At 59.3% G+C, this 19,068-nt stretch carries 20 protein-coding genes; 8 read left to right on the top strand and 12 right to left on the bottom strand.

The genetic code is table 11. From position 1 onward, the window contains the following. Nucleotides 1-43: 43 nt before the first annotated feature. The 6 genes from xerD to FAZ30_RS02135 all read right to left on the bottom strand — a co-directional run bounded on the left by xerD (nt 44) and on the right by FAZ30_RS02135 (nt 5,808). Nucleotides 44-925 carry a site-specific tyrosine recombinase XerD gene (gene xerD, locus FAZ30_RS02110; RefSeq protein ID WP_124642381.1) on the bottom strand — a complete coding sequence of 294 codons (882 nt, stop codon included), beginning with the start codon at nt 923-925 and terminating at the stop codon, nt 44-46. Between the two features lie 87 nt (nt 926-1,012). Continuing rightward, complete coding sequence (rplS, locus tag FAZ30_RS02115; protein ID WP_059284675.1) at nt 1,013-1,381, bottom strand: 50S ribosomal protein L19; 369 nt, start codon at nt 1,379-1,381, stop codon at nt 1,013-1,015. A gap of 3 nt (nt 1,382-1,384) precedes the next feature. After that, nucleotides 1,385-2,152 (bottom strand): tRNA (guanosine(37)-N1)-methyltransferase TrmD, encoded by a 768-nt coding sequence (gene trmD / locus FAZ30_RS02120; protein WP_124642379.1) that lies wholly within the window; start codon nt 2,150-2,152, stop codon nt 1,385-1,387. Beyond that, a complete protein-coding gene (gene rimM / locus FAZ30_RS02125; protein WP_233578364.1) occupies nt 2,152-2,634 on the bottom strand; it encodes a ribosome maturation factor RimM in 483 nt (160 codons plus the stop codon). The genes trmD and rimM overlap by 1 nt, the downstream gene beginning before the upstream one ends. Nucleotides 2,635-2,691: 57 nt before the next feature. Then, nucleotides 2,692-2,940, bottom strand: coding sequence for a 30S ribosomal protein S16 (rpsP, locus tag FAZ30_RS02130; RefSeq protein WP_045846601.1), 249 nt, complete (start codon nt 2,938-2,940; stop codon nt 2,692-2,694). Between the two features lie 192 nt (nt 2,941-3,132). Then, on the bottom strand, nt 3,133-5,808 hold the full coding sequence (locus FAZ30_RS02135) for a bifunctional acetate--CoA ligase family protein/GNAT family N-acetyltransferase (protein WP_137008561.1): 2,676 nt from the start codon (nt 5,806-5,808) through the stop codon (nt 3,133-3,135). A 483-nt stretch (nt 5,809-6,291) separates the two neighbouring features. Here FAZ30_RS02135 and nadA point away from each other — a divergent pair, with 483 nt between their 5' ends. From nadA to rpoS, 5 genes are all read left to right on the top strand, one after another. After that, nucleotides 6,292-7,209: a quinolinate synthase NadA gene (nadA, locus tag FAZ30_RS02140; RefSeq protein WP_124642373.1), complete on the top strand. Its 918-nt coding sequence runs from the start codon at nt 6,292-6,294 to the stop codon at nt 7,207-7,209. 106 nt (nt 7,210-7,315) lie between these two features. Then, the gene (gene surE, locus FAZ30_RS02145; RefSeq protein ID WP_124642371.1) at nt 7,316-8,059 is read left to right on the top strand and encodes a 5'/3'-nucleotidase SurE; all 744 of its coding nucleotides are present in this window, start codon (nt 7,316-7,318) and stop codon (nt 8,057-8,059) included. Next, nucleotides 8,044-8,712 carry a protein-L-isoaspartate(D-aspartate) O-methyltransferase gene (locus tag FAZ30_RS02150; RefSeq protein WP_124642369.1) on the top strand — a complete coding sequence of 223 codons (669 nt, stop codon included), beginning with the start codon at nt 8,044-8,046 and terminating at the stop codon, nt 8,710-8,712. Before surE ends, FAZ30_RS02150 begins: the two co-directional genes overlap by 16 nt. Nucleotides 8,713-8,788: 76 nt before the next feature. Further along, nucleotides 8,789-9,874: a peptidoglycan DD-metalloendopeptidase family protein gene (locus tag FAZ30_RS02155; protein ID WP_233578353.1), complete on the top strand. Its 1,086-nt coding sequence runs from the start codon at nt 8,789-8,791 to the stop codon at nt 9,872-9,874. A gap of 43 nt (nt 9,875-9,917) precedes the next feature. Next, nucleotides 9,918-10,868 carry an RNA polymerase sigma factor RpoS gene (rpoS, locus tag FAZ30_RS02160; protein ID WP_425456384.1) on the top strand — a complete coding sequence of 317 codons (951 nt, stop codon included), beginning with the start codon at nt 9,918-9,920 and terminating at the stop codon, nt 10,866-10,868. Between the two features lie 54 nt (nt 10,869-10,922). On the opposite strand, the gene FAZ30_RS02165 is transcribed toward rpoS, so the two are convergent. Genes FAZ30_RS02165 through FAZ30_RS02175 form a run of 3 tightly spaced genes read right to left on the bottom strand, consistent with a single transcriptional unit; the run spans nt 10,923 to nt 14,693 of the window. Then, entirely contained in the window at nt 10,923-12,863 is a 1,941-nt protein-coding gene (locus tag FAZ30_RS02165) for a transglutaminase TgpA family protein (protein WP_124642367.1), read from the bottom strand. After that, nucleotides 12,860-13,810: a DUF58 domain-containing protein gene (locus tag FAZ30_RS02170; RefSeq protein WP_124642365.1), complete on the bottom strand. Its 951-nt coding sequence runs from the start codon at nt 13,808-13,810 to the stop codon at nt 12,860-12,862. The genes FAZ30_RS02165 and FAZ30_RS02170 overlap by 4 nt, the downstream gene beginning before the upstream one ends. Further along, the gene (locus FAZ30_RS02175; protein WP_124642363.1) at nt 13,794-14,693 is read right to left on the bottom strand and encodes an AAA family ATPase; all 900 of its coding nucleotides are present in this window, start codon (nt 14,691-14,693) and stop codon (nt 13,794-13,796) included. The genes FAZ30_RS02170 and FAZ30_RS02175 overlap by 17 nt, the downstream gene beginning before the upstream one ends. Before the next feature lie 95 nt (nt 14,694-14,788). Here FAZ30_RS02175 and FAZ30_RS02180 point away from each other — a divergent pair, with 95 nt between their 5' ends. Then, nucleotides 14,789-15,748, top strand: coding sequence for a histone deacetylase family protein (locus tag FAZ30_RS02180; protein WP_124642361.1), 960 nt, complete (start codon nt 14,789-14,791; stop codon nt 15,746-15,748). A 66-nt stretch (nt 15,749-15,814) separates the two neighbouring features. On the opposite strand, the gene plsY is transcribed toward FAZ30_RS02180, so the two are convergent. Continuing rightward, complete coding sequence (plsY, locus tag FAZ30_RS02185; protein WP_124642359.1) at nt 15,815-16,450, bottom strand: glycerol-3-phosphate 1-O-acyltransferase PlsY; 636 nt, start codon at nt 16,448-16,450, stop codon at nt 15,815-15,817. 72 nt (nt 16,451-16,522) lie between these two features. On the opposite strand from plsY, the gene FAZ30_RS02190 reads away from it, so the two are divergent. Next, nucleotides 16,523-16,882 carry a dihydroneopterin aldolase gene (locus FAZ30_RS02190; protein ID WP_089085860.1) on the top strand — a complete coding sequence of 120 codons (360 nt, stop codon included), beginning with the start codon at nt 16,523-16,525 and terminating at the stop codon, nt 16,880-16,882. Between the two features lie 91 nt (nt 16,883-16,973). After that, the gene (locus FAZ30_RS02195) at nt 16,974-17,402 is read left to right on the top strand and encodes a PaaI family thioesterase (RefSeq protein ID WP_124642357.1); all 429 of its coding nucleotides are present in this window, start codon (nt 16,974-16,976) and stop codon (nt 17,400-17,402) included. 64 nt (nt 17,403-17,466) lie between these two features. Here the strand turns inward: FAZ30_RS02195 and FAZ30_RS02200 are convergent, their stop codons facing one another. Continuing rightward, nucleotides 17,467-17,853: a group II truncated hemoglobin gene (locus FAZ30_RS02200; protein WP_124642355.1), complete on the bottom strand. Its 387-nt coding sequence runs from the start codon at nt 17,851-17,853 to the stop codon at nt 17,467-17,469. Nucleotides 17,854-17,855: 2 nt separating this feature from the next. Further along, nucleotides 17,856-19,055: a formate-dependent phosphoribosylglycinamide formyltransferase gene (purT, locus tag FAZ30_RS02205; protein ID WP_124642353.1), complete on the bottom strand. Its 1,200-nt coding sequence runs from the start codon at nt 19,053-19,055 to the stop codon at nt 17,856-17,858. Nucleotides 19,056-19,068 lie beyond the last annotated feature (13 nt).

A 19,068-nucleotide genomic window follows, 5' to 3' on the forward strand; every position in this document is an offset into this window, starting at 1 on the left:
CCGCATCGTCTGCGGGCGTTTTTTTTGCTGACGACCTCCCGGCTCAGCCACGCGGATGGTGCTGGGCATGCAGCTGCTTTAGCCGTTCGCGCGCCACATGGGTATAAATCTGCGTGGTGGAAATATCAGAATGACCCAGCAGCAGCTGCACCACACGCAGATCGGCACCATGATTGACCAGATGGGTGGCGAAGGCATGCCGCAACATATGCGGACCGATGGGTGGCAAGCCCTGCTGTCGGGCATAGCCGGCAATCAGATGCCAGGCCATCTGCCGCGTCATGCCGGCCTTGCGCTGGGTGACAAACACCGCATCGCACTGCGCGCCCGCCAGTAACAATGGCCGCGCCTCGCGAAAATAACGCTCCAGCCACTCCAGCGCCACCTCACCCAAGGGCACCATGCGCTCCTTGTTACCCTTGCCACGGGTAATGATCAGCCCGGTAATCATGTCCAGCTGCTGCAGGGTCAGCCCAACCAGCTCGGATACCCGCAGACCGGTGGCATACAGCACCTCCAGCATGGCCCGATCACGCAAACCCAGTGGCACATCCACATCAGCAGCTTGTAGCAGCTGCTCCACCTGCCCCTCGGACAAGGCCTTGGGCAAGCGCTGCCCCAGCTTGGGACTGCCCAGATGCGTGGTCGGATCGTCAGCACGATGGCCACTGGCCAGCAGAAACTGGTAGTAGCGCCGCAGACAGGACAGCTGGCGGGCACGGGTGGCCGGCTTTTCGGTATCAACAGCCATCAGCAAGGCACGCTGGATGAGCGCCTGGTCCGCCATGTCCAGCTCCGCACCCAGCGCCTGCAACTGCCTCTGCAGCTTGAGCAGGTCGCGGCGGTAAGCCGCCAGCGTATTGGCTGACAGTCCGTCGGTCAGCCACAGGTGATCCAGAAACCGGTCTATGCTTTCGCTACTCATGCCCTTCCCTCACCTTGTCCTGGCGGCAGACGCAAAAAAGCGCAAGGCAGCTGCCTTGCGCTTTTATCATACCTGACGGTATCAGGATCAGCCTTGCTTGCGAGCCGGCAGTTTTTCCTTGATACGTGCAGACTTGCCGGTACGGCCGCGCAGGTAGTACAGCTTGGCGCGACGTACATCACCACGGCGCTTCACTTCTACGGAAGCCACCAGCGGGGAGTAGGACTGGAAAGTACGCTCAACACCTTCACCGGCGGACATCTTGCGCACGATGAAAGAGCTGTTCAGACCACGGTTACGCTTGGCGATAACAACACCTTCGTAAGCCTGCAGACGTTCGCGGTTACCTTCCTTTACCTTGACATGAACCACAACGGTATCGCCAGGAGCGAATTCCGGGATGGTTTTGCCCAGGCGGGCGATTTCTTCTTGCTCGAGTTTCTGGATCAGATCCATGTTTTACTCCGGTTTTTTGAGGATATCTTGTTCCTGCTGGTACTCTGCCAGCAGCCGAGATTCCTGTTTTGTCAAAGAGCGGCCTTGCAACAGATCCGGGCGACGTTTCCACGTCCTTCCCAGCGCCTGCTTCAACCGCCATTTAGCAATCAGTGCATGATTTCCGGACATAAGCACATCCGGCACCCGCATGCCCTGATAGTCTTCGGGTCGGGTATAGTGCGGACAATCAAGGAGTCCGTTCACAAATGAATCTTCATAAGCAGACTGGGCATCGTTGAGCACGCCAGGAAGCAGTCGAATGACCGCATCCATCAGCACCATGGCTGGCAGTTCACCACCGGACAACACGTAGTCGCCAATGGAAACCTCCTCATCCACCTGGCGCTCGATCAAGCGCTCATCCACCCCTTCGTAACGGCCACACAATACAATGAGACCAGGACGCTGGGATAGCTCCACCGCCTTCTCGTGCGATAAGGCACGACCCTGCGGTGACAGGTAAATGACATGACTCTCTTCGACACCTGCTGCCTGCTGCCGCGCCTTGGCTGCCGTAATGGCAGCTTCCAGCGGTTCGATCAGCATCAGCATGCCAGGCCCACCACCATAGGGACGGTCGTCCACACGGCGATAGTTGTCATGGGTGAAATCGCGTGGATTCCATTTCTGGAAATCCCAAATGCCCAAATCAAGCGCCCGCTGGCTTACGCCAAAGCGGGCGATGGCATCGAACATTTCCGGAAACAGCGTGATGGCATCGATATGCATCAGTAGTCGAGGCCCCAGTCCACTGAAATACTGGCCTCAGCCAGATTTACATTCAGCACAAACTGGCCGACAAAGGGAATCAGCCGCTGGCCGTGTTCACCTTCAACTACCAATACATCGTTGGCACCGGTTTCCATCAATTCGGTTACCTTGCCAAGCACCACGCCTTGCCGGTTGACGACAGACAGGCCGATCAGATCGGACCAGTAATATTCGCCTTCACCGGCTTCCGGCAATTCACTACGGGGAACAGCAACTTGCAGGCCGCGTAGGGCTTCCGCCCCGTCACGATCGTCAACGCCTTGCAGCTTGGCGGATAAACCCTTGGGTTGCACTGCCCCGTTTTCAAATGTGTACGGCTTCCAGCTGTCATCCTTGCCCAGCCACCAGACCGGGTAGTCAAACAGACCGTCAGCGTATTCGGTATCGGCCTGGACTTTCACCCAGCCCTTGATACCGAAGGCGCCACGCACAAACCCCATCAAGACGAGATCTTCTTTGCGCATGCGCCTTAGTCCGTTAGTTGAGTCAACGAACGATTAGGCAGCAACCTTCTGCTCTTTCAGCAGCTTGGCTACGGCGTCGGTAACCTGAGCGCCAACGCCGATCCAGTAGTTCAGACGATCGGAAGTCAGGCGCACGCGCTCTTCCTTCTCGTTAGCTACCGGGTTGTAGAAGCCAACGCGCTCGATGAAGCGACCGTCACGACGGTTACGGGAATCGGTCACCACGATGTTGTAGAACGGACGGTTCTTGGCGCCGCCACGTGCCAGACGAATCACTACCATTGTCGATTGTCCTTAGATAAAAACGGTATCGTAGAAAAGCCCACGATTCTATGGCACTTTTCCCTTATCTTGCAAGCGCTTAATACGCTTGCGGCCCGGCGTGGCCCATATCAGCAGGCAGGACGCCCCTGTTTGACGGATAAAAACCACACACCAGGGCGGTATGGGCGACCATCGGCCGCCCAAGCTGGGTTACAGGATTTTGGTGACGATGGTCAGCGCCCGGTCTTCCGGGTGGGTTTCCACGGTAAAGCCCAGCTTGTGCATCAGCTTGAGCATGCCCTTGTTGCCGGCCAGCACTTCGCCGCGCATGACCTTCAGCCCCTGCTCGCGGGCAGCATCAAACAAGGCATTCATCAGAATGTAGCCAATACCCTTGCCCTGCCACTTGTCGGCCACTTCCAGTGCGAACTCGCAGCCTTCGTTGTCCGGGTCGGTAATGAAACGCGCCACCGCCTGCTGCTCCTCGCCCTTTTCCGTCTCGCAAGTCATGGCCAGTGCCATCTCACGGTCGTAATCCAGCTGAGTGAAGCGCACCAGCATGGTCTGCGACAGCTGCTTGATACTGGACATATAGCGGTTGTAACGGCTTTCGTCGGACAGGGTCCGCACGAACTCCTGCTGCATTTCGGCATCTTCCGGCCGTACCGGGCGGATGGTGACCGGCATGCCATCGTTCAGCGTGGCACTGCGTACCATGTGCATGGGGTAAGGCATGATGGCCATGTGGCCGTAGCGCTTCACATCAGGCTTGAGCGGCTCGACGATAATGCGGGCATCCAGGGCAATGACGCCCTTCTCATCGGCCACCAGCGGATTGATATCCATCTCGCGCAGCTCGGGTAGCTCGCACACCATTTCTGACACATGCAGCAGTACGTCCACCAGTTCGTCCATGTCCACGGCCGGCAGGTTCTTGAAGGTGCCCAGCAACTGGCCGATGCGGGTCTTGCGTATCATGCTGCCCACCAGATACTGGTTGAGCGGCGGCAGCGACAAGGCGCGGTCATGCATGACTTCTACCGCGATACCGCCGGCACCAAAAGTAATCACCGGGCCAAACGAACTGTCATGCGTCACCCCGACCATCACCTCGCGGGCAAAGCGCCGCTTGCGCATGGGCTGTACCGAGATCCCATCGATACGTGCCTGCGGCATGGCCTGACGCGCGCGCTCCAGAATGCCCTGAAACGCTGCGCGCAAGGTGGCTTCGTTGCTGATGTTCAGCTCCACGCCGCCCACATCGGACTTGTAGATGATGTCCGGCGAGTCGATCTTCAGCACCACCGGATAGTGGATCTGTTCGGCCAATGCCACCGCTTCATCTTCGGTACGCGCCAGCAAGGTCGGGTTAACCGGGATGCGGAAGGCCGCCAGCACTTCCTTGGATTCCCGCTCGGAGAGCACGGTGCGCCCTTCTGCCATGGCACCGGCGATGGCGGCGCGGGCGCGACTGAGATCCGGAGCCTCGCGTTTGCCCTCCAGCGGGCTGGGGGTCTGCAGCAGCAACTGTTGGTTGTGATGGTAGGAGGCGAGGTTGCGGAACACCTCGATACCATATTCCGGCGCGCGGAAATGGGCACATTTGGCTTTGGAGAACAGGTCGCGGCTTTCTGACACCTTGGCATCGCCCAGCCAGGACAGGAACATCGGCTTGCTGGATTCGCGCTGCAGGCCAATCATCAGCTGCGCCGTGGTCAGGTGGTCCGTACCTGCCTGCGGGGTGAAGATCACCAGCACCCCGTCGACATTGGGGTCATCGATACAGGCTTTCACCGCCGTGCGAAAACGCACCGGGCTGGCATCGCCGATCAAATCAATAGGGTTGCCATGCGACCAGTTGCGCGGCAAGGCATTGTTGAGCAGCTCCATGGTGGTGTCGCTCAGCTTGGCCAGCTCCACCCCGTTGGTATAAGCACTGTCGGCTGCCAGCACACCGGGGCCAATGCCGTTGGTCACGATGGCCAAGCGCTTGCCGCCAACACGGAAATTGGCCGCCAGCACCTTGGCAGCGGTAAACAATTGGGCAATGGACGACACCCGCAGCACACCGGCACGCGACAGCGCCGCGTCGAATACATCGCCACTCTCGATCAGATTGCTCGAATGTGTCACCCCGGTGACATCATCCTGATAGCGGCCAGACTTGATCACCACCACCGGCTTGGTACGGGCGGCCGCACGCAGCGCGCTCATGAAGCGGCGTGCATGATGAATGTGGTGAACATGCAACAGAATGCCCTGGGTGAAGTTATCCGCCACCAGGTAATCCAGAATCTCACCAAAATCGACATCCAGCGCCTCGCCCACCGAAATCACGCTGGAAAAACCGATGCCTTTGCTATCAGCCCAGTCCAGCATGGCGGTACACAAGGCAGACGACTGCGACACCAGCGCCATATTGCCCGGGCGCACCTTGCTGGTGTAGTTGGTGGCATTGAAACCAGCCACCGGTCGCATCAAGCCCAGCACATTCGGCCCCAGCACCCGGATGCCGTAATGGCGGGCAATGGAGACCGATTCATTGAGAATCTCCCGCTCCAGCTGTTCGCTGTCGGAAAACTCCTTGGCCAGCAACACCGCCTTGATGCCCTTCTTGCCACAATCCTTGATGATGGCCGGCAGGGTGCGGATAGCCGTACATATCACGGCCATGTCGATGGCCGGTTCGATCAGTCGCACCGAAGGAACGGCCGGAATGCCACCGACTACTTTGTGATTGAGGTTGACCGGAAACAGCTTGCCTTGAAAATTGCCTGCCAACAGGTTGGCAAACACGGCCTGACCGATGGACCCCGGGGTATCGCTGGCACCGACAACCGCGACATTACGCGGCGAAAAGAGCGAAGTAAGGTAGTGAGGCCTCATGGCAGCGGTTCCAGTTCTGTTGAATCAAGCAATAAAGCATCGTCAAGCGGCCTTGCCGGGTAGGGTGGCAGCCAGCGGGCGAAATACCGTTGTGGCACAGCAGCTTGCGTTAACAAGGCAGCCATTATTTTCCAATCATGTTGCGACAGTATTGTGCAATGCACAATAAGGAGTAACGATAATACAAACCCCCGTCGCAAACTGCTGCACAGGGCAGCCCCTATTCAGGAACTGGCTAGCCACGCTCAGCAGCCACTCATCCTGCCGCAAACATCACTATGTCATGTTGACTTCAGGCAAGCAGGCTACAAATGAATTTTATAGCAAAGACCAACAGCAACTGACGGACACAAGGCGGCTTTACTGGTGGTAATCGCACTGCAATATTGCTAACCTTGCCTGCTTGGCAACCCACAGGCGTTGCATCGCAACATATTCATTCAGCCCACCTGCTGCACGCTGGCGGGCAGGAGTCAGCTCATCATGACGAAGCGCGTCGTCACCCTTGCCCACTACTACACTCAGCCAGAAATCCAGCAGATGGCTGACAAGGTGGGAGACAGCCTGGAGCTGTCCTTGTATGCCAAAGAAGCCAATGCCGACATTATCGTATTTGCCGGCGTCCGCTTCATGGCTGAAACCGCCAAAATCCTCAATCCGCAGGCCGAAGTCATCCTGCCCGATGCCGGCTCGACCTGTTCGCTGGTGACCCAGACCGATGTCACGGCACTCAAGGCCTGGCGCGAAAGCCATCCCGATCACGTCCATGTGTCGTACATCAACTCCAGTGCCGAACACAAAGCCTTGTCGGACTGGATTGTTACCAGCCGCAATGTGGACGACATCATTGCCCACCTGTATGCCGAAGGCAAAAAGGTTATCTTTTCGCCGGATCGCAATATGGGCGGTTATCTGAACGACCAGTACGGCTACGACATGCCGCTGTGGTCTGCCGTGTGCGAAGTGCACGACAAGTTCAACGAAGCCGCACTGGACGAAGCCTTTGCCGCCGCCAGCGGTGAAAAATACCTGATCGCCCACCCGGAAAGCCCGCTGCCTGTACTGAAGAAGGCCGATTATGTCGGCTCCACCTCGGGCATGCTGAACTGGGTGAAAGCCTTCAAGGGTGATAGCAAGGCCGTCATTTTCGTCGCCACCGAAGACGGCATTCTGTACAACATGGGGCTGGCGCGTCCCGATCTCGATCTGCGCCAGGCGCCGATCTACGCTGGCTGCCAGTGCAACTCCTGTCCCTACATGAAGATGAATACCATTGAGGCAGTCAAACGCGCCCAACAAGGCGAGGGCCTGCGCATCGACTATCTGACAAGCGCACAGATGGATGCCGCCCGCATCCCCATCGAGCGCATGCTGGATTTCAGCCAGCGCTACTACGCCTGATCATGCAAACCCGCTACGGCGGGTTTTTCTTTGTCTGTCATGCCGCTACGGTTTTCCACAGCGCCACGGCAGCGATACAATCAGGCGTCCAACCTGGAAGCACAGCATGAAGTTCCTGATCAGCAATGATGACGGCTATTTTTCCCCAGGGATCCGTACCCTGGCTGAAACCCTGTCCCGTCATGGAGAGGTTGTCGTCGTGGCCCCCGAGCGAGACCGCAGCGGGGCCAGCAATTCGCTGACACTGGACAGACCGCTCACCGTACGCCAGGCCGCCAACGGCTTTCACTATGTCAATGGCACACCCACCGACTGTGTGCATCTGGCGGTAACCGGCCTGCTGGACTTCCGCCCCGACATGATTTTCAGTGGCATCAACCACGGCCCCAATATGGGCGACGACACTATCTATTCCGGCACAGTCGCCGCAGCCACCGAAGGCTTCCTGCTCGGCATTCCCTCGGTTGCCATCTCCTTGGCCGGCTACAGCGGCCAGCACTTTGCCAGCGCCGCCCTGGTGGTCGACCAACTGGTAAGGCGCTGTAAAGAGCAAGCTTTTGCCCAGCCGGTGCTACTCAATGTCAATGTCCCGGATGTACCACCAGAGGAGCTGCAAACCATGCAGGTCACCCGGCTGGGACGCCGCCATCATGCCGAACCGGTAATCAAAGCAAAGAATCCGCGCGGAGAGACGATATACTGGGTGGGACCTGTCGGCAGCGCACAAGATGCCGGCCCAGGCACCGACTTCGCCGCCATCGCGGGCAAACACGTGTCTCTTACCCCGCTGATGCTCGACCTAACCGCTTTCGGCCAACTGGACGGAATCAACACATGGCTTCATCCGTGACACAAGACAGTCAGGCTTATGGCATGCTGTCCGATCGAACCCGCAAGCGCATGGTAGAACGCTTGCGCCAGGCTGGCGTACAGGACGAGCGCGTGCTCAATGCCATGTCCGAAGTCCCACGCCACCTGTTCGTCGATCAGGCTCTGGCCACCCGCGCCTATGACGATGTGTCCCTCCCCATCGGCCACGGCCAGACCATCTCGCAGCCACATACCGTGGCCCGGATGACCGAAATCCTGCTGGCCGGGCGCAAGCCGGGGAAAATACTGGAAATCGGTACCGGCTGCGGCTATCAGACCGCAGTACTGTTGAAGACCGGAGCCGAGGTCTATTCCATTGAACGACTTGGCGTCCTGCTGGACAAAGCAAGACGCAATCTGCGGGCAGCCAAGCTGGTGCACGCCCGGCTGGTGCACGGTGATGGCCATTTCGGACTGGCAGAAGCGGCTCCGTTCGAAGGCATCATCATGACCGCCGCTGCACGCAACATTCCGGAAGCACTGGTAGAACAAATGGCGGAAGGCGGGCGTCTGATCATGCCCGTTGGCGAAACTGAACAGCATTTGTGGTTGCTGGAGAAGACTGCGCAAGGCTTGCAAAAGACCCGGCTAGACCCGGTGAAGTTTGTCCCATTATTGCCCGGCCGTAACTAACTCTTGCAAAAACGCCACATATAACCCATCAAATGGTTTACAAAACCCAACTAACTGACATATAAAATCTCCAGGCATGCATAAACAGCATTCAAAGCGTTGGCTTGCGGCGTCATTGACAGCCGCCGTTCTTACCGGTTGCAGCAGCATGGCGCAACAAGCAGCGCCGGTAGAATCCGCCCGCCCGACCCAGGTCGCCGCAGGTACAACCATCAGCAAATCTGCTCCCGCGCCGGTCGCGGAAGTAGCGGTAGCCAGCCCCTATCAGAGCAGTGGCAGCCTGGCTGCCAAACCGATGCTGTCTGGCGCTGGCGAAAAGACCCACGTGGTACAACCAGGTGAAAACCTGTTCCGTATCTCGCTGAACAACGGACTGAAATTCAAGGATGTCGCTGCATGGAATAATCTGCAGGACACCAATATCAAGGTCGGTCAGGTTTTGCGGCTGACGCCACCGGACTCAGCCGGCAGTGTGGCACCGCAAACTGCGGTCAAAACACCGGAAACTGTAGTGCAGCAAAGTTCGCGTAATACAGCTGTAGTAGAAAATGGCAATCCGGCAGCAGGTGGCAAGAACTATCCCAAAGCACTCAAACTGCCCTACTCGGAAGACGCAGCGCGTAGCCTGGCACAACAGAGCGAAGGCAGTTCCGGCAAAAAAAATGCCATCAGCAAGAACAACAGCACTTCAGCTCCGGTAGCACAAGCCGATAAAAAGGACAGTAGCTCCCCAGCGGCAGTATCGGAAAATAAGAACAAAATAGAAGAAAAATCCCAGGCCGCAGTAGGCGAAGACGCAGTCGCCTGGATCTGGCCGACTGAAGGCAAGGTCATCCGCACCTACTCGGACAGCAATAAAGGGCTGGATATCAGTGGCCGCACAGGTCAGGCCGTCATCGCAGCCGGCGATGGCAAAGTGGTATACAGCGGAAATGGCTTGAGGGGCTACGGCAAGCTCATCATCATCAAACACAACAAAACATTCTTGTCGGCTTACGCACATAACAGCCAGTTACTGGTGAAGGAGGGGCAAAGTGTCAAGAAAGGGCAGAAGATTGCCGAAATGGGCAATACCGATGCCGACCAGGTAAAACTGCATTTCGAGATCCGCCGTTTCGGGAAACCGGTAGATCCGATGCAGTACCTAGACAACAAATCCTGAGCAGGGGTATTTCCCCCTGCAAGGAACCACCGTAGCGGGGGGAATGATGAGTCAAGACAGCGATATCCTTGAAGAAGAGGAAGTTCTTGAAGAAGAGGCCGCAGAAGAAGCAGCTGCCGAAGCAGATGCCGAAGAAGCGGCTGAGCGTCAAAGTGTTACCGAAGAGGTAGCAGATGTCACCCAGATCTATCTGAACGACATCGGCAACAATGCCTTGCTGACACCGGCCCAGGAGCTGGCGCTGGCTCGACGTGTAGTGGCTGGCGAGTTTGAAGCCCGGCAGAAGATGATCGAGCACAATCTGCGCCTGGTGGTAAACATCGCCAAGCACTACATCAACCGCGGCCTTGCCCTGCTCGATCTGATCGAAGAAGGCAATATCGGTCTGATGCACGCACTGGAAAAGTTCGACCCGGAACGCGGTTTCCGCTTCTCCACCTACGCAACCTGGTGGATCCGGCAGAGCATCGAGCGCGCCATCATGAACCAGTCGCGCACCATCCGCCTGCCGGTGCATGTCATCAAGGAGCTCAACGTCTATCTGCGCGCTTCGCGCCATCTGGAAAGCCAGATCGGCCGGGAACCGACGCTGGACGAAATCGCCCACTTGGTCGGCAAACCGGTTGAAGATGTGCGCAAGGTGATGAACCTGAATGAGCGCATGGCCTCGCTGGATGCACCGCTGGATATCGATCCCATGCTGTCGATTGGCGAATCGATCCCGGACGAGCAGCATGAAGAGCCGGAAATCCAGTTGCATAACAGCCAGCTGGAAATGTTTGTCAAAGACTGGCTGTCTCAGTTGAACGAGAAACAGTGCATGGTGATTGAACGCCGCTATGGCCTGAATGGCCATGAGATCTGCACGCTGGAAGAACTGGCCGCCGCCTTGAACCTGACCCGTGAGCGTGTGCGGCAGATTCAGATCGAAGGGCTGGAGCAATTGCGCCGCATCCTGCGCCGCAAGGGCATTTCCCGCGACTTCCTGCTGTAAGTCCGCCACGCGGCACATCAGCATGCTTCAGCCCCGCCCCCAGGCGGGGCTGTTTCATTGGCGCCCCGGCCGGAAGGCTTTGACCCGTCGTAGCCACTGCTTGGCCTGTTGCTGCCGCGCGGGCTGCCGATAACGCATGGCAGCATATTCTTTCAGCAAGGCCTTGAGCTGGCGGTAATCAGGCTCAGACAAGCGGCGAGCCTTGTTCAATATATCCAGCGGACCATCACTGTCCACCACCACGATCTTCATGCTGGCAAGAGCCTGTACCAACCGCTGCCGTCCCTGCTGCAAGGGTGAACCCGAGCGCTGCCGACGCCACAGTAGCAACAAGGGCAGACAGGCCAGTCCGCCGCCTATCAGCACCGCCCGCAATACTGCGCCACTGTCGACCTGCTCACCCAGCCCTAGCCAGCGATACAGATTAAGCTGCTTGCCGGCATCATAGCCCACTACCCATTGCTGCCAGGCAAAGCCGGCAGCCTGCCAGTTTTGCTGCACGCGCAGCAACCAGGAGGGCATGCTGCGCCCCAGCCCGGGCAGCTGCGGCTGCATGGCGGGGATGCTCTGGCTGACGCCCTGTACCACCCGGTCAGGCGCTACCGCCGCCGTTGGGTCTACCCGCAGCCATTCGCCAGTCTCTGCCAGCCAGACTTCCACCCAGGCATGCGCATCGGATGACTTGACCTGCCAGAACTGCCCCACCGGATTGAACTGTCCCCCTTGGTAGCCCGTGACAATGCGTGCGGGCATCCCGGCTGAGCGCGCCATGAAAGCCAGTGCCGAAGCATAGTGCTCACAGAACCCCTTTCGACTGGAGAACATGAATTGATCAATCCCGTCCTCGCTGTTGAGCAACGGCGGCTGCAAAGTGTAGGAAAAGCCGCCCAAGCGGAAATATTGCAAGGCGGCGCGGACAAAGCCGGCTCCGTCTCCGCCCTGTGCACGCCACTGCAAGGCCAGTTGGCGGCTGGCTGGATTACCCGGTGGCAGATGGCGGTAGAAATCCTGATCAGCCGGGCTGAGCACGGTACGGTAATGGGCGGCCAGCAGGCTTTGTGCCTGAAAGCGGAATAGCTCGTCGCCATCACGCGCCAGCTTGAAGAGATTACCCGGCTCCAGCGTACCGCCAGCAGGAGCCGCCACCGTGTACTCCAGCAGCGGCAGGCGCGATTTGGCGGGCTTGCCCGTCAGGCTGTAAGACACGTAGTGGCCACCCTGCCACTGCACGGTCTCACTGCCCAGGCCACGGACATTCTGCCAGCGCCGCCCATCAAAATCATCAAAGATCATGATGCGCCAATACATTTCGCTGACAGCGGGAGCCGGCCCGGCAAACACCACTGAAAATGCCGGCTCCTGCTGCTGCACCAACTGGCTGATACTACCCGGCTCCATGCTGTCGGACAGTCCGGTGCTGGCGACATGCTGGTCGTGTGGCATGCTCCACAACGGCCCGGGCAAACGCGGCATCACCACAAACAGAACCAGCATCAATGGCAGTGCTAATGCCAGCGCCTGCATGGCACTGCGCAGGCTGCCTTTCACCATTTCCCCGGACAGGATCAGCATGGCCCAGGTCAGCGCCAGCAGGCTGATGGCCAGCCATACCGCAGCAAGCGGCGACTGATCAAACAACAAGGGCATGGCAGCCAGGAAGAAGCCCAGTGCCAGCAGCACCTGCCAGTCGCGCTGCTGACGCGACTCGAAACTCTTGAAGCCCAGCAGCAAGATCAGCAAGGCGGCACCACCTTCGCGTCCCACCAGCGTGTTCAGGCTCAGCCATAGCCCGCCCACCGCCAGCAGCAGCAAAGGTAGCAGCAGATAGAGCGAGGGCATGGCCGCCTGCCGGCGCAGCAATACAGCCCGCAAAGCCAGCATGCACAGCACCAGCAGGGGCAACCACACAGGCAAGAACAGCAGCAGTGGCAAGATGACCAGTGCTAGGGCCAGCAATACGGCCATTTCACCTTGTCGCAAGAGTGATTTGATCATGAGGGCCGCTTGAACTCCGCCAATGCTGCCAGCGCCAGCTCACGCTGCTGTGGCTGCGGTTCGATCACCACTCCCGGCAAATGCAGACGGTAATGCTGGCCGGCTTTTTCACATTGCTGCACCCGCCAGCACAAACGGGACAGCCGGCTCTCCATATCAACGGCTGCCGGATAATCCTGCCAGGCCAGCTGGCGTATCGACTGGCCTCTGGGTTGGCTGGCAAAGCGTTTGCTCACCAGCACATCACGCCGTGCCAGCACGCTCCAGGCAATCTGCCGCGGCGTATCTCCCTGCCGGTATTCGGCCAGGTGCGAAAAATCTTCTTCATCATCCCCGCTCTGCCGGCCACTGCCTTGCTCACTATGCAGATCATTACGCTCCCGATCCGGCATAGGTAGAGGATAGGCCAGTACATGGCCATCCGGTCGCAGCCAGGCAAACGCCCGCATCAGACCGAATGGTGCAGTGCTCCACAACTGCAAAGCCGGGTAGCCATGACGCCCACGGCGAGCCAGCAACAAGGGCAGCGCCAGCGACTGGCTGCTGCTGGCAGCCAGCAGACAGGACAAGGGTTCGCCGCCCTGCCCGGCGCGCAATTGCAAGCGGCGAGCCAGCGCAGAATCATTGTCCAGCTGTATCCGGCAATCAGCACTCTGCCCGACAAATACCCCCTCGCCGGGCAGCACTGTCCAATTCAGCCCGGACAACTGCCGGTAAGCCATCAGCACGGCAACCAGCATCAGGCCGATGATCCAGAACGCCAGGGCATAGGCCAGACTGACCGCATAATTGAGCGCCCCCACCCATACCGCCAGCGCCACCACCAACAGCAGCAAGCCAAAGCGCGTAGGCAGCAGATAGATACGCCTCTGCCCCAGCCGTCCACCATGCTCCAATGGCAGGCGGCTCAGCAGCCAGCGCTGCAGCGCCTTACGGAATGGCAACATGATCCAGCAGCTTGTTCAGGCTACCCAGCGCATCACCGCTCAAACCCAGCCGGTGGCCGGCCACATGGGGAAAGATTGCCTTCACATCTTCCGGCAATACATGATCGCGCCCTTCCAGCAAAGCCCAGGCCCTGGCCGCAGCCAGCAGCGCCAGACCAGCGCGCGGGCTAAGCCCGGTCAGATAGCTGCGCTCCTGCCGGGTCGCCTGCAACAAGGCCAGCACGTAATCGGCCAGATCGGGAGTCACGGTCAGCGCGGCCGCCTTTTTTTGCAACAACAGCAAGTCTGTTGCCGTCAGGCCGGCACTGATATCGGCCAGCAAGCTACGCCGGTCCTGCCCCAGCAACAGGGCACGTTCGGCCTCTGGCGGTGGATAACCCAGCGAAATGCGCATCAGAAAGCGGTCCAGTTGCGACTCGGGCAGGGGGAAAGTGCCCAGCTGTTCGGACGGGTTCTGCGTGGCGATGACGAAAAACGGCGTGGGCAGCGGATGGCTTTCGCCATCGATGGAAACCTGGTGTTCCTCCATGGCTTCCAGCAAGGCGGACTGCACCTTGGGCGAGGCACGGTTGATTTCATCCGCCAGCAGCAACTGACTGAACACCGGCCCCTGATGGAAGCGGAAGCTGCCGGTTTCACGCTGATAGATGTTGACGCCGAGGATGTCGGCCGGCAGCAGGTCACTGGTGAACTGCACCCGCTGGTAATGCAGGCCCAGCACGGCGGCCAGCCCATGCGCCAGCGTGGTTTTACCCACCCCGGGCAAATCTTCGATAAGCAGGTGACCACGGGCGATCAGGCAGGCCAGCGCCAGCCGGATGGCACGTGGCTTGCCCAGAATTAGTGTGTTCAGTTGACGATAGGCAAGGCTGAGTGATTGCATTTGGACCCGGTTGCGCGCAGTATTTATCGAAAAGACATAAAGATAAAACTCGCGTCCATTGTACGCAAACAATCGTACGCAACAAGGAAACGCTCGTGTTCACTTGGCTAAAAAACCGTCTACAGAGAAATGGACTCACTGCCTACATCACCCATCCCGTCTGCCTGCAGCACAATATGGGGGTAGGCCACCCGGAATGCCCGGAGCGGCTGATTGCCATCAGGGATCAACTGATGGCCGCGCAAATCTACGACAGCCTGCATGAAGTCGAAGCACCGGCAGTGACCGAGCAGCAACTGGCCCGTGTCCATCCGCCACGCTACGTGGAATATATCGAAGCTTGTTCACCAAGCGTCGGCACCTTCCGCATGGACCCGGACACCGCCATGGCACCCGGCACCCTATCGGCAGCGCGCCACGCTGCCGGCGCGGTGATCAAGGCCGTGGAACTGGTGTGCGAAGACAAGGCACCCAATGCCTTCTGCGCCATTCGTCCGCCGGGCCACCATGCCGAGCACGACAAGGCCATGGGCTTCTGCTTTTTCAACAATATTGCCGTCGGCATCGCCCATGCGCTGTCCACCTACAAGTTTGAACGGGTGGCGGTGATCGACTTCGACGTGCATCACGGCAATGGCACCGAAGACATCTTCCGCGACGACCCGCGGGTGATGATGGTGTCCATCTTCCAGCACCCCTTCTACCCCTACTGTGGCGACAATCCGGTGGGAGCGAACATGGTGAACGTGCCGCTCAAGGCCGGCAGTACCGGTCGCGAGTTCCGCGAAGTGGTGGAAAACGTCTGGCTGCCCAGTCTGCACGACTTCAAGCCGCAGATGATCTTCATCTCTGCCGGTTTTGATGCCCACCGCGAGGACGACATGGGCTCGCTTGGTCTGGTGGAAGCCGACTACGAGTGGGTAACCCGCCATCTGATGCAGATTGCCGACCAGTACGCCGATGGCCGCATCGTATCGGTGCTGGAAGGCGGCTACGACCTGTCCTCGCTGGCGCGCAGCGTGACAGCCCACGTCAAGGTGCTGTCGGACGGTTAACCCCCATCTGGCAGAAAAAAGAAAAAGCCACCAATACGGTGGCTTTTTGTTTGGCTGGATAACACATTAACTGCCGTTCTTCTCCGTCTTGCCTGCTTTCTCGCCGATCCTGCCTTCCTGACCGGTCAGCAGCTTGATCAGATTGGACTTGTGACGATGAATCACCAGGATGGCAATGATGATGCAAGTACCGAAATACGGCGAAGCCGGGCCGGTGATGAAATAGGCATACACCGGCACCATCACGCAGGCGACAATGGCGGATAGCGAAGAAATCTTCACCACAAAGGCCATGAACAGCCAGGTGGCGATGGCCGCCAGCGCCAGCCAGACATTGAAACCGAACAAGACCCCCACGGCAGTGGCGACGCCCTTGCCGCCCTTGAAGCCGAAGAATACCGGCCACATATGGCCGATCAGCACGGCCAGCGCCGACATGGCAATGGCTTGCTCGCCCAGGCCGTAGCGTGGACCAAACCAGGCCGTCAGTGCCACGGCCACCCAGCCCTTGGCCCCGTCACCCAGCAGGGTGAGTACGGCGGCAATCTTCTTGCCGGAACGCAGGACATTGGTGGCGCCGGGGTTGCCGGAACCATAGCTGCGCGGGTCTGCCATGCCCATGGCTTTGCTTACGATGACGGCAAAGGACAGGGAGCCCAGCAGGTAGGCCGCAACAACGAAGGCAAAAGCTGTCGTGGTCATGGTGTATCCATTAGAATAGAAGGCTTCGGATTTTACGGTATCGGGCGACAAAGCCCAACTCCCGGCATACAGATGGATATCATTTTCCTGCGCGAAGTGCGCGCTGACACCATTATCGGTGTTTATGAGTGGGAGCGGAAAAATCCGCAGACCATCGAAATCGACCTGGAAATCGGCATTCCCAGCGAGGTGCCCTGTCACAGCGACAATATCGGCGACACCATCCACTACGGCGTGGTGGTGGAGCGCTTGCGCAAAGCCCTGTCCGAGCAGCACTTCCTGCTGCTGGAAGCGCTGGCCGAATACATCGCCAAGGTGATCCGCGAAGACTTTGGTGCACCCTGGGTACAGGTGTCGGTGACCAAGCTGGGCATTCTGCCCGGCGTGCGCCGCGTAGGCGTATTGATCGAGCGCGGCCACCGCCCGCGCTGAGGCTGGCTCGCCCCGGTATGGGGTGTTGCAACAGATTGACGTTAACGTAACTGTCATGCACCATGCAAGGACCATTTCCGAGGTCCGTCGCATGAGCCAGATCAGCGTTGCAGAATTCCAGTCCTTGATCGACAGCGAGCTGCCGCTGGTCAAGCTGTTCGGCATGCGTACTGAAGCCATCGGCCATGGCCGCGCCCGCCTGCGCATGCACTTCAACCCCGACTTGATCCGCCCCGGCGGCACAATTGCCGGCCCGGCGCTGATGGCTCTGGCCGATGCCACCCTCTACGCCGTGGTGCTGGGCATGATAGGCAAGGTGGAGCTGGCAGTCACCACCAGCCTGAATATCAACTTCCTGCGCAAACCACCGCAGGCAGATGTGATTGCCGAAGGCCGCATCCTCAAGCTGGGCAAACGGCTGGCAGTAGGCGAAGTACTGTTGTACTCGGAGGGCAATGACGAGCCAGTTGCCCATGTCACCGGCACCTACTCCATCCCGCCCCACCCTGCGATCAAATAAAACAGCCCCCTGCCGACGACTGTCATGCAGGGGGCTGATACAACTGGCCACCAAGGCCTGTTGGCTATTCTTCCTGATTGCGCATGAAATCCGCCGTGTTGTAGAAGGCTTCCAGCAGCTTGGCCTTGAGCCAGTCTTCCACCAGCAGTTCATTCACTGCCTGAGTCATGCACTGCATCCACTGGTCACGCATGGGACCATCCACCGCAAACGGCATGTGGCGCATACGCAGGCGCGGATGGCCAAATTTTTCCATGTACAGCCCCGGGCCACCCAGCCAGCCGGACAGGAACATGAACAGCTTCTCGCGTGAGCCGGCCAGATCAGCCGGATGCATATCGCGCAATACCTTGACCGAAGGGTCGCTATCCATGATGTCGTAGAAGCGATTGGTGAGCCAGCGCACCACACCTTCGCCCCCCATCAGCTGATAAGGCGTCATATCCTGCATGCTCACCCCTTCACCGGCAGTACCAGCGACGCGGCCAGACGGGCGCGTTCGCGGGCGGTTTCCACATGATCGGCCTGAGCCACGGCCACACCCATGCGGCGGCGGATAAAGCTTTCCGGCTTGCCAAACAGGCGCAGATCCGCCCCCGGCACGGCCAGCGCATCGGCCACGCCCTCGAAGGCAATACCCTGCTCTTCCATGCCACCATAGATCACGGCCGAAGCACCGGTGCTGCGCAGCGTGGCATCCACCGGCAGGCCCAGAATGGCACGGGCATGCAGTTCGAACTCGGAGAAACGTTGGGTCGCCAGCGTTACCAGCCCGGTATCGTGCGGGCGCGGGCTGACTTCGGAGAACCACACCTGATCGCCCTTGACGAACAATTCCACACCAAACAGGCCACGGCCACCCAGCGCATCGGTCACGGCCTTGGCCATTTCACGGGCGCGCAGCAAGGCCAGCTCATTCATCGGCTGCGGCTGCCAGCTTTCCACATAATCACCGTTTCTTTGCAGATGGCCGATGGGCTCACAGAAATGGGTCGCGATGCCACCAGCTCCATCGCTGGCACGTACCGTCAGCAAGGTGATTTCGTAATCGAAATCGATGAAGCCTTCCACAATGACCCGCCCCTTGTCGACGCGACCGGCACTGACGGCATATTCCCATGCCTTGGCCACATCATCCGGGCCACGCAGCAGCGATTGGCCCTTGCCACTGGACGACATCACCGGCTTCACCAGGCAGGGGTAGCCGATACCGGCATCAATGGCCTGTTGCAACTCATCCAGCGAGGAGGCAAAGGCAAACGGCGAAGTGGGCAGGCCCAGCTCGTCTGCCGCCAGGCAGCGGATACCCTCACGGTTCATGGTGAGGTTGGTGGCACGGGCGGTGGGGATCACCTCGGCCAGACCATCCGCCTCGATGCGCAGCAGCTCTTCGGTGGCGATGGCTTCGATTTCCGGCACGATCAGATGCGGGCGCCGCTGCTCCACCAGGGCACGCAGCGCGGCGGCATCCGCCATGTCGATCACATGACTGCTGTGCGCCACCTGCATGGCCGGCGCGTCCGCATAGCGGTCCACCGCGATGGTTTCCACGCCCAGGCGCTGCAGCGCGATGACAACTTCCTTGCCCAGTTCGCCACTGCCCAGCAGCATGACACGCAGCGCGCTGGCGCTGAGCGGGGTTCCGATACGCATGGTCCGTCTCCAG

Source organism: Aquitalea aquatilis, from assembly GCF_005155025.1.
Lineage (GTDB): Bacteria > Pseudomonadota > Gammaproteobacteria > Burkholderiales > Chromobacteriaceae > Aquitalea > Aquitalea aquatilis.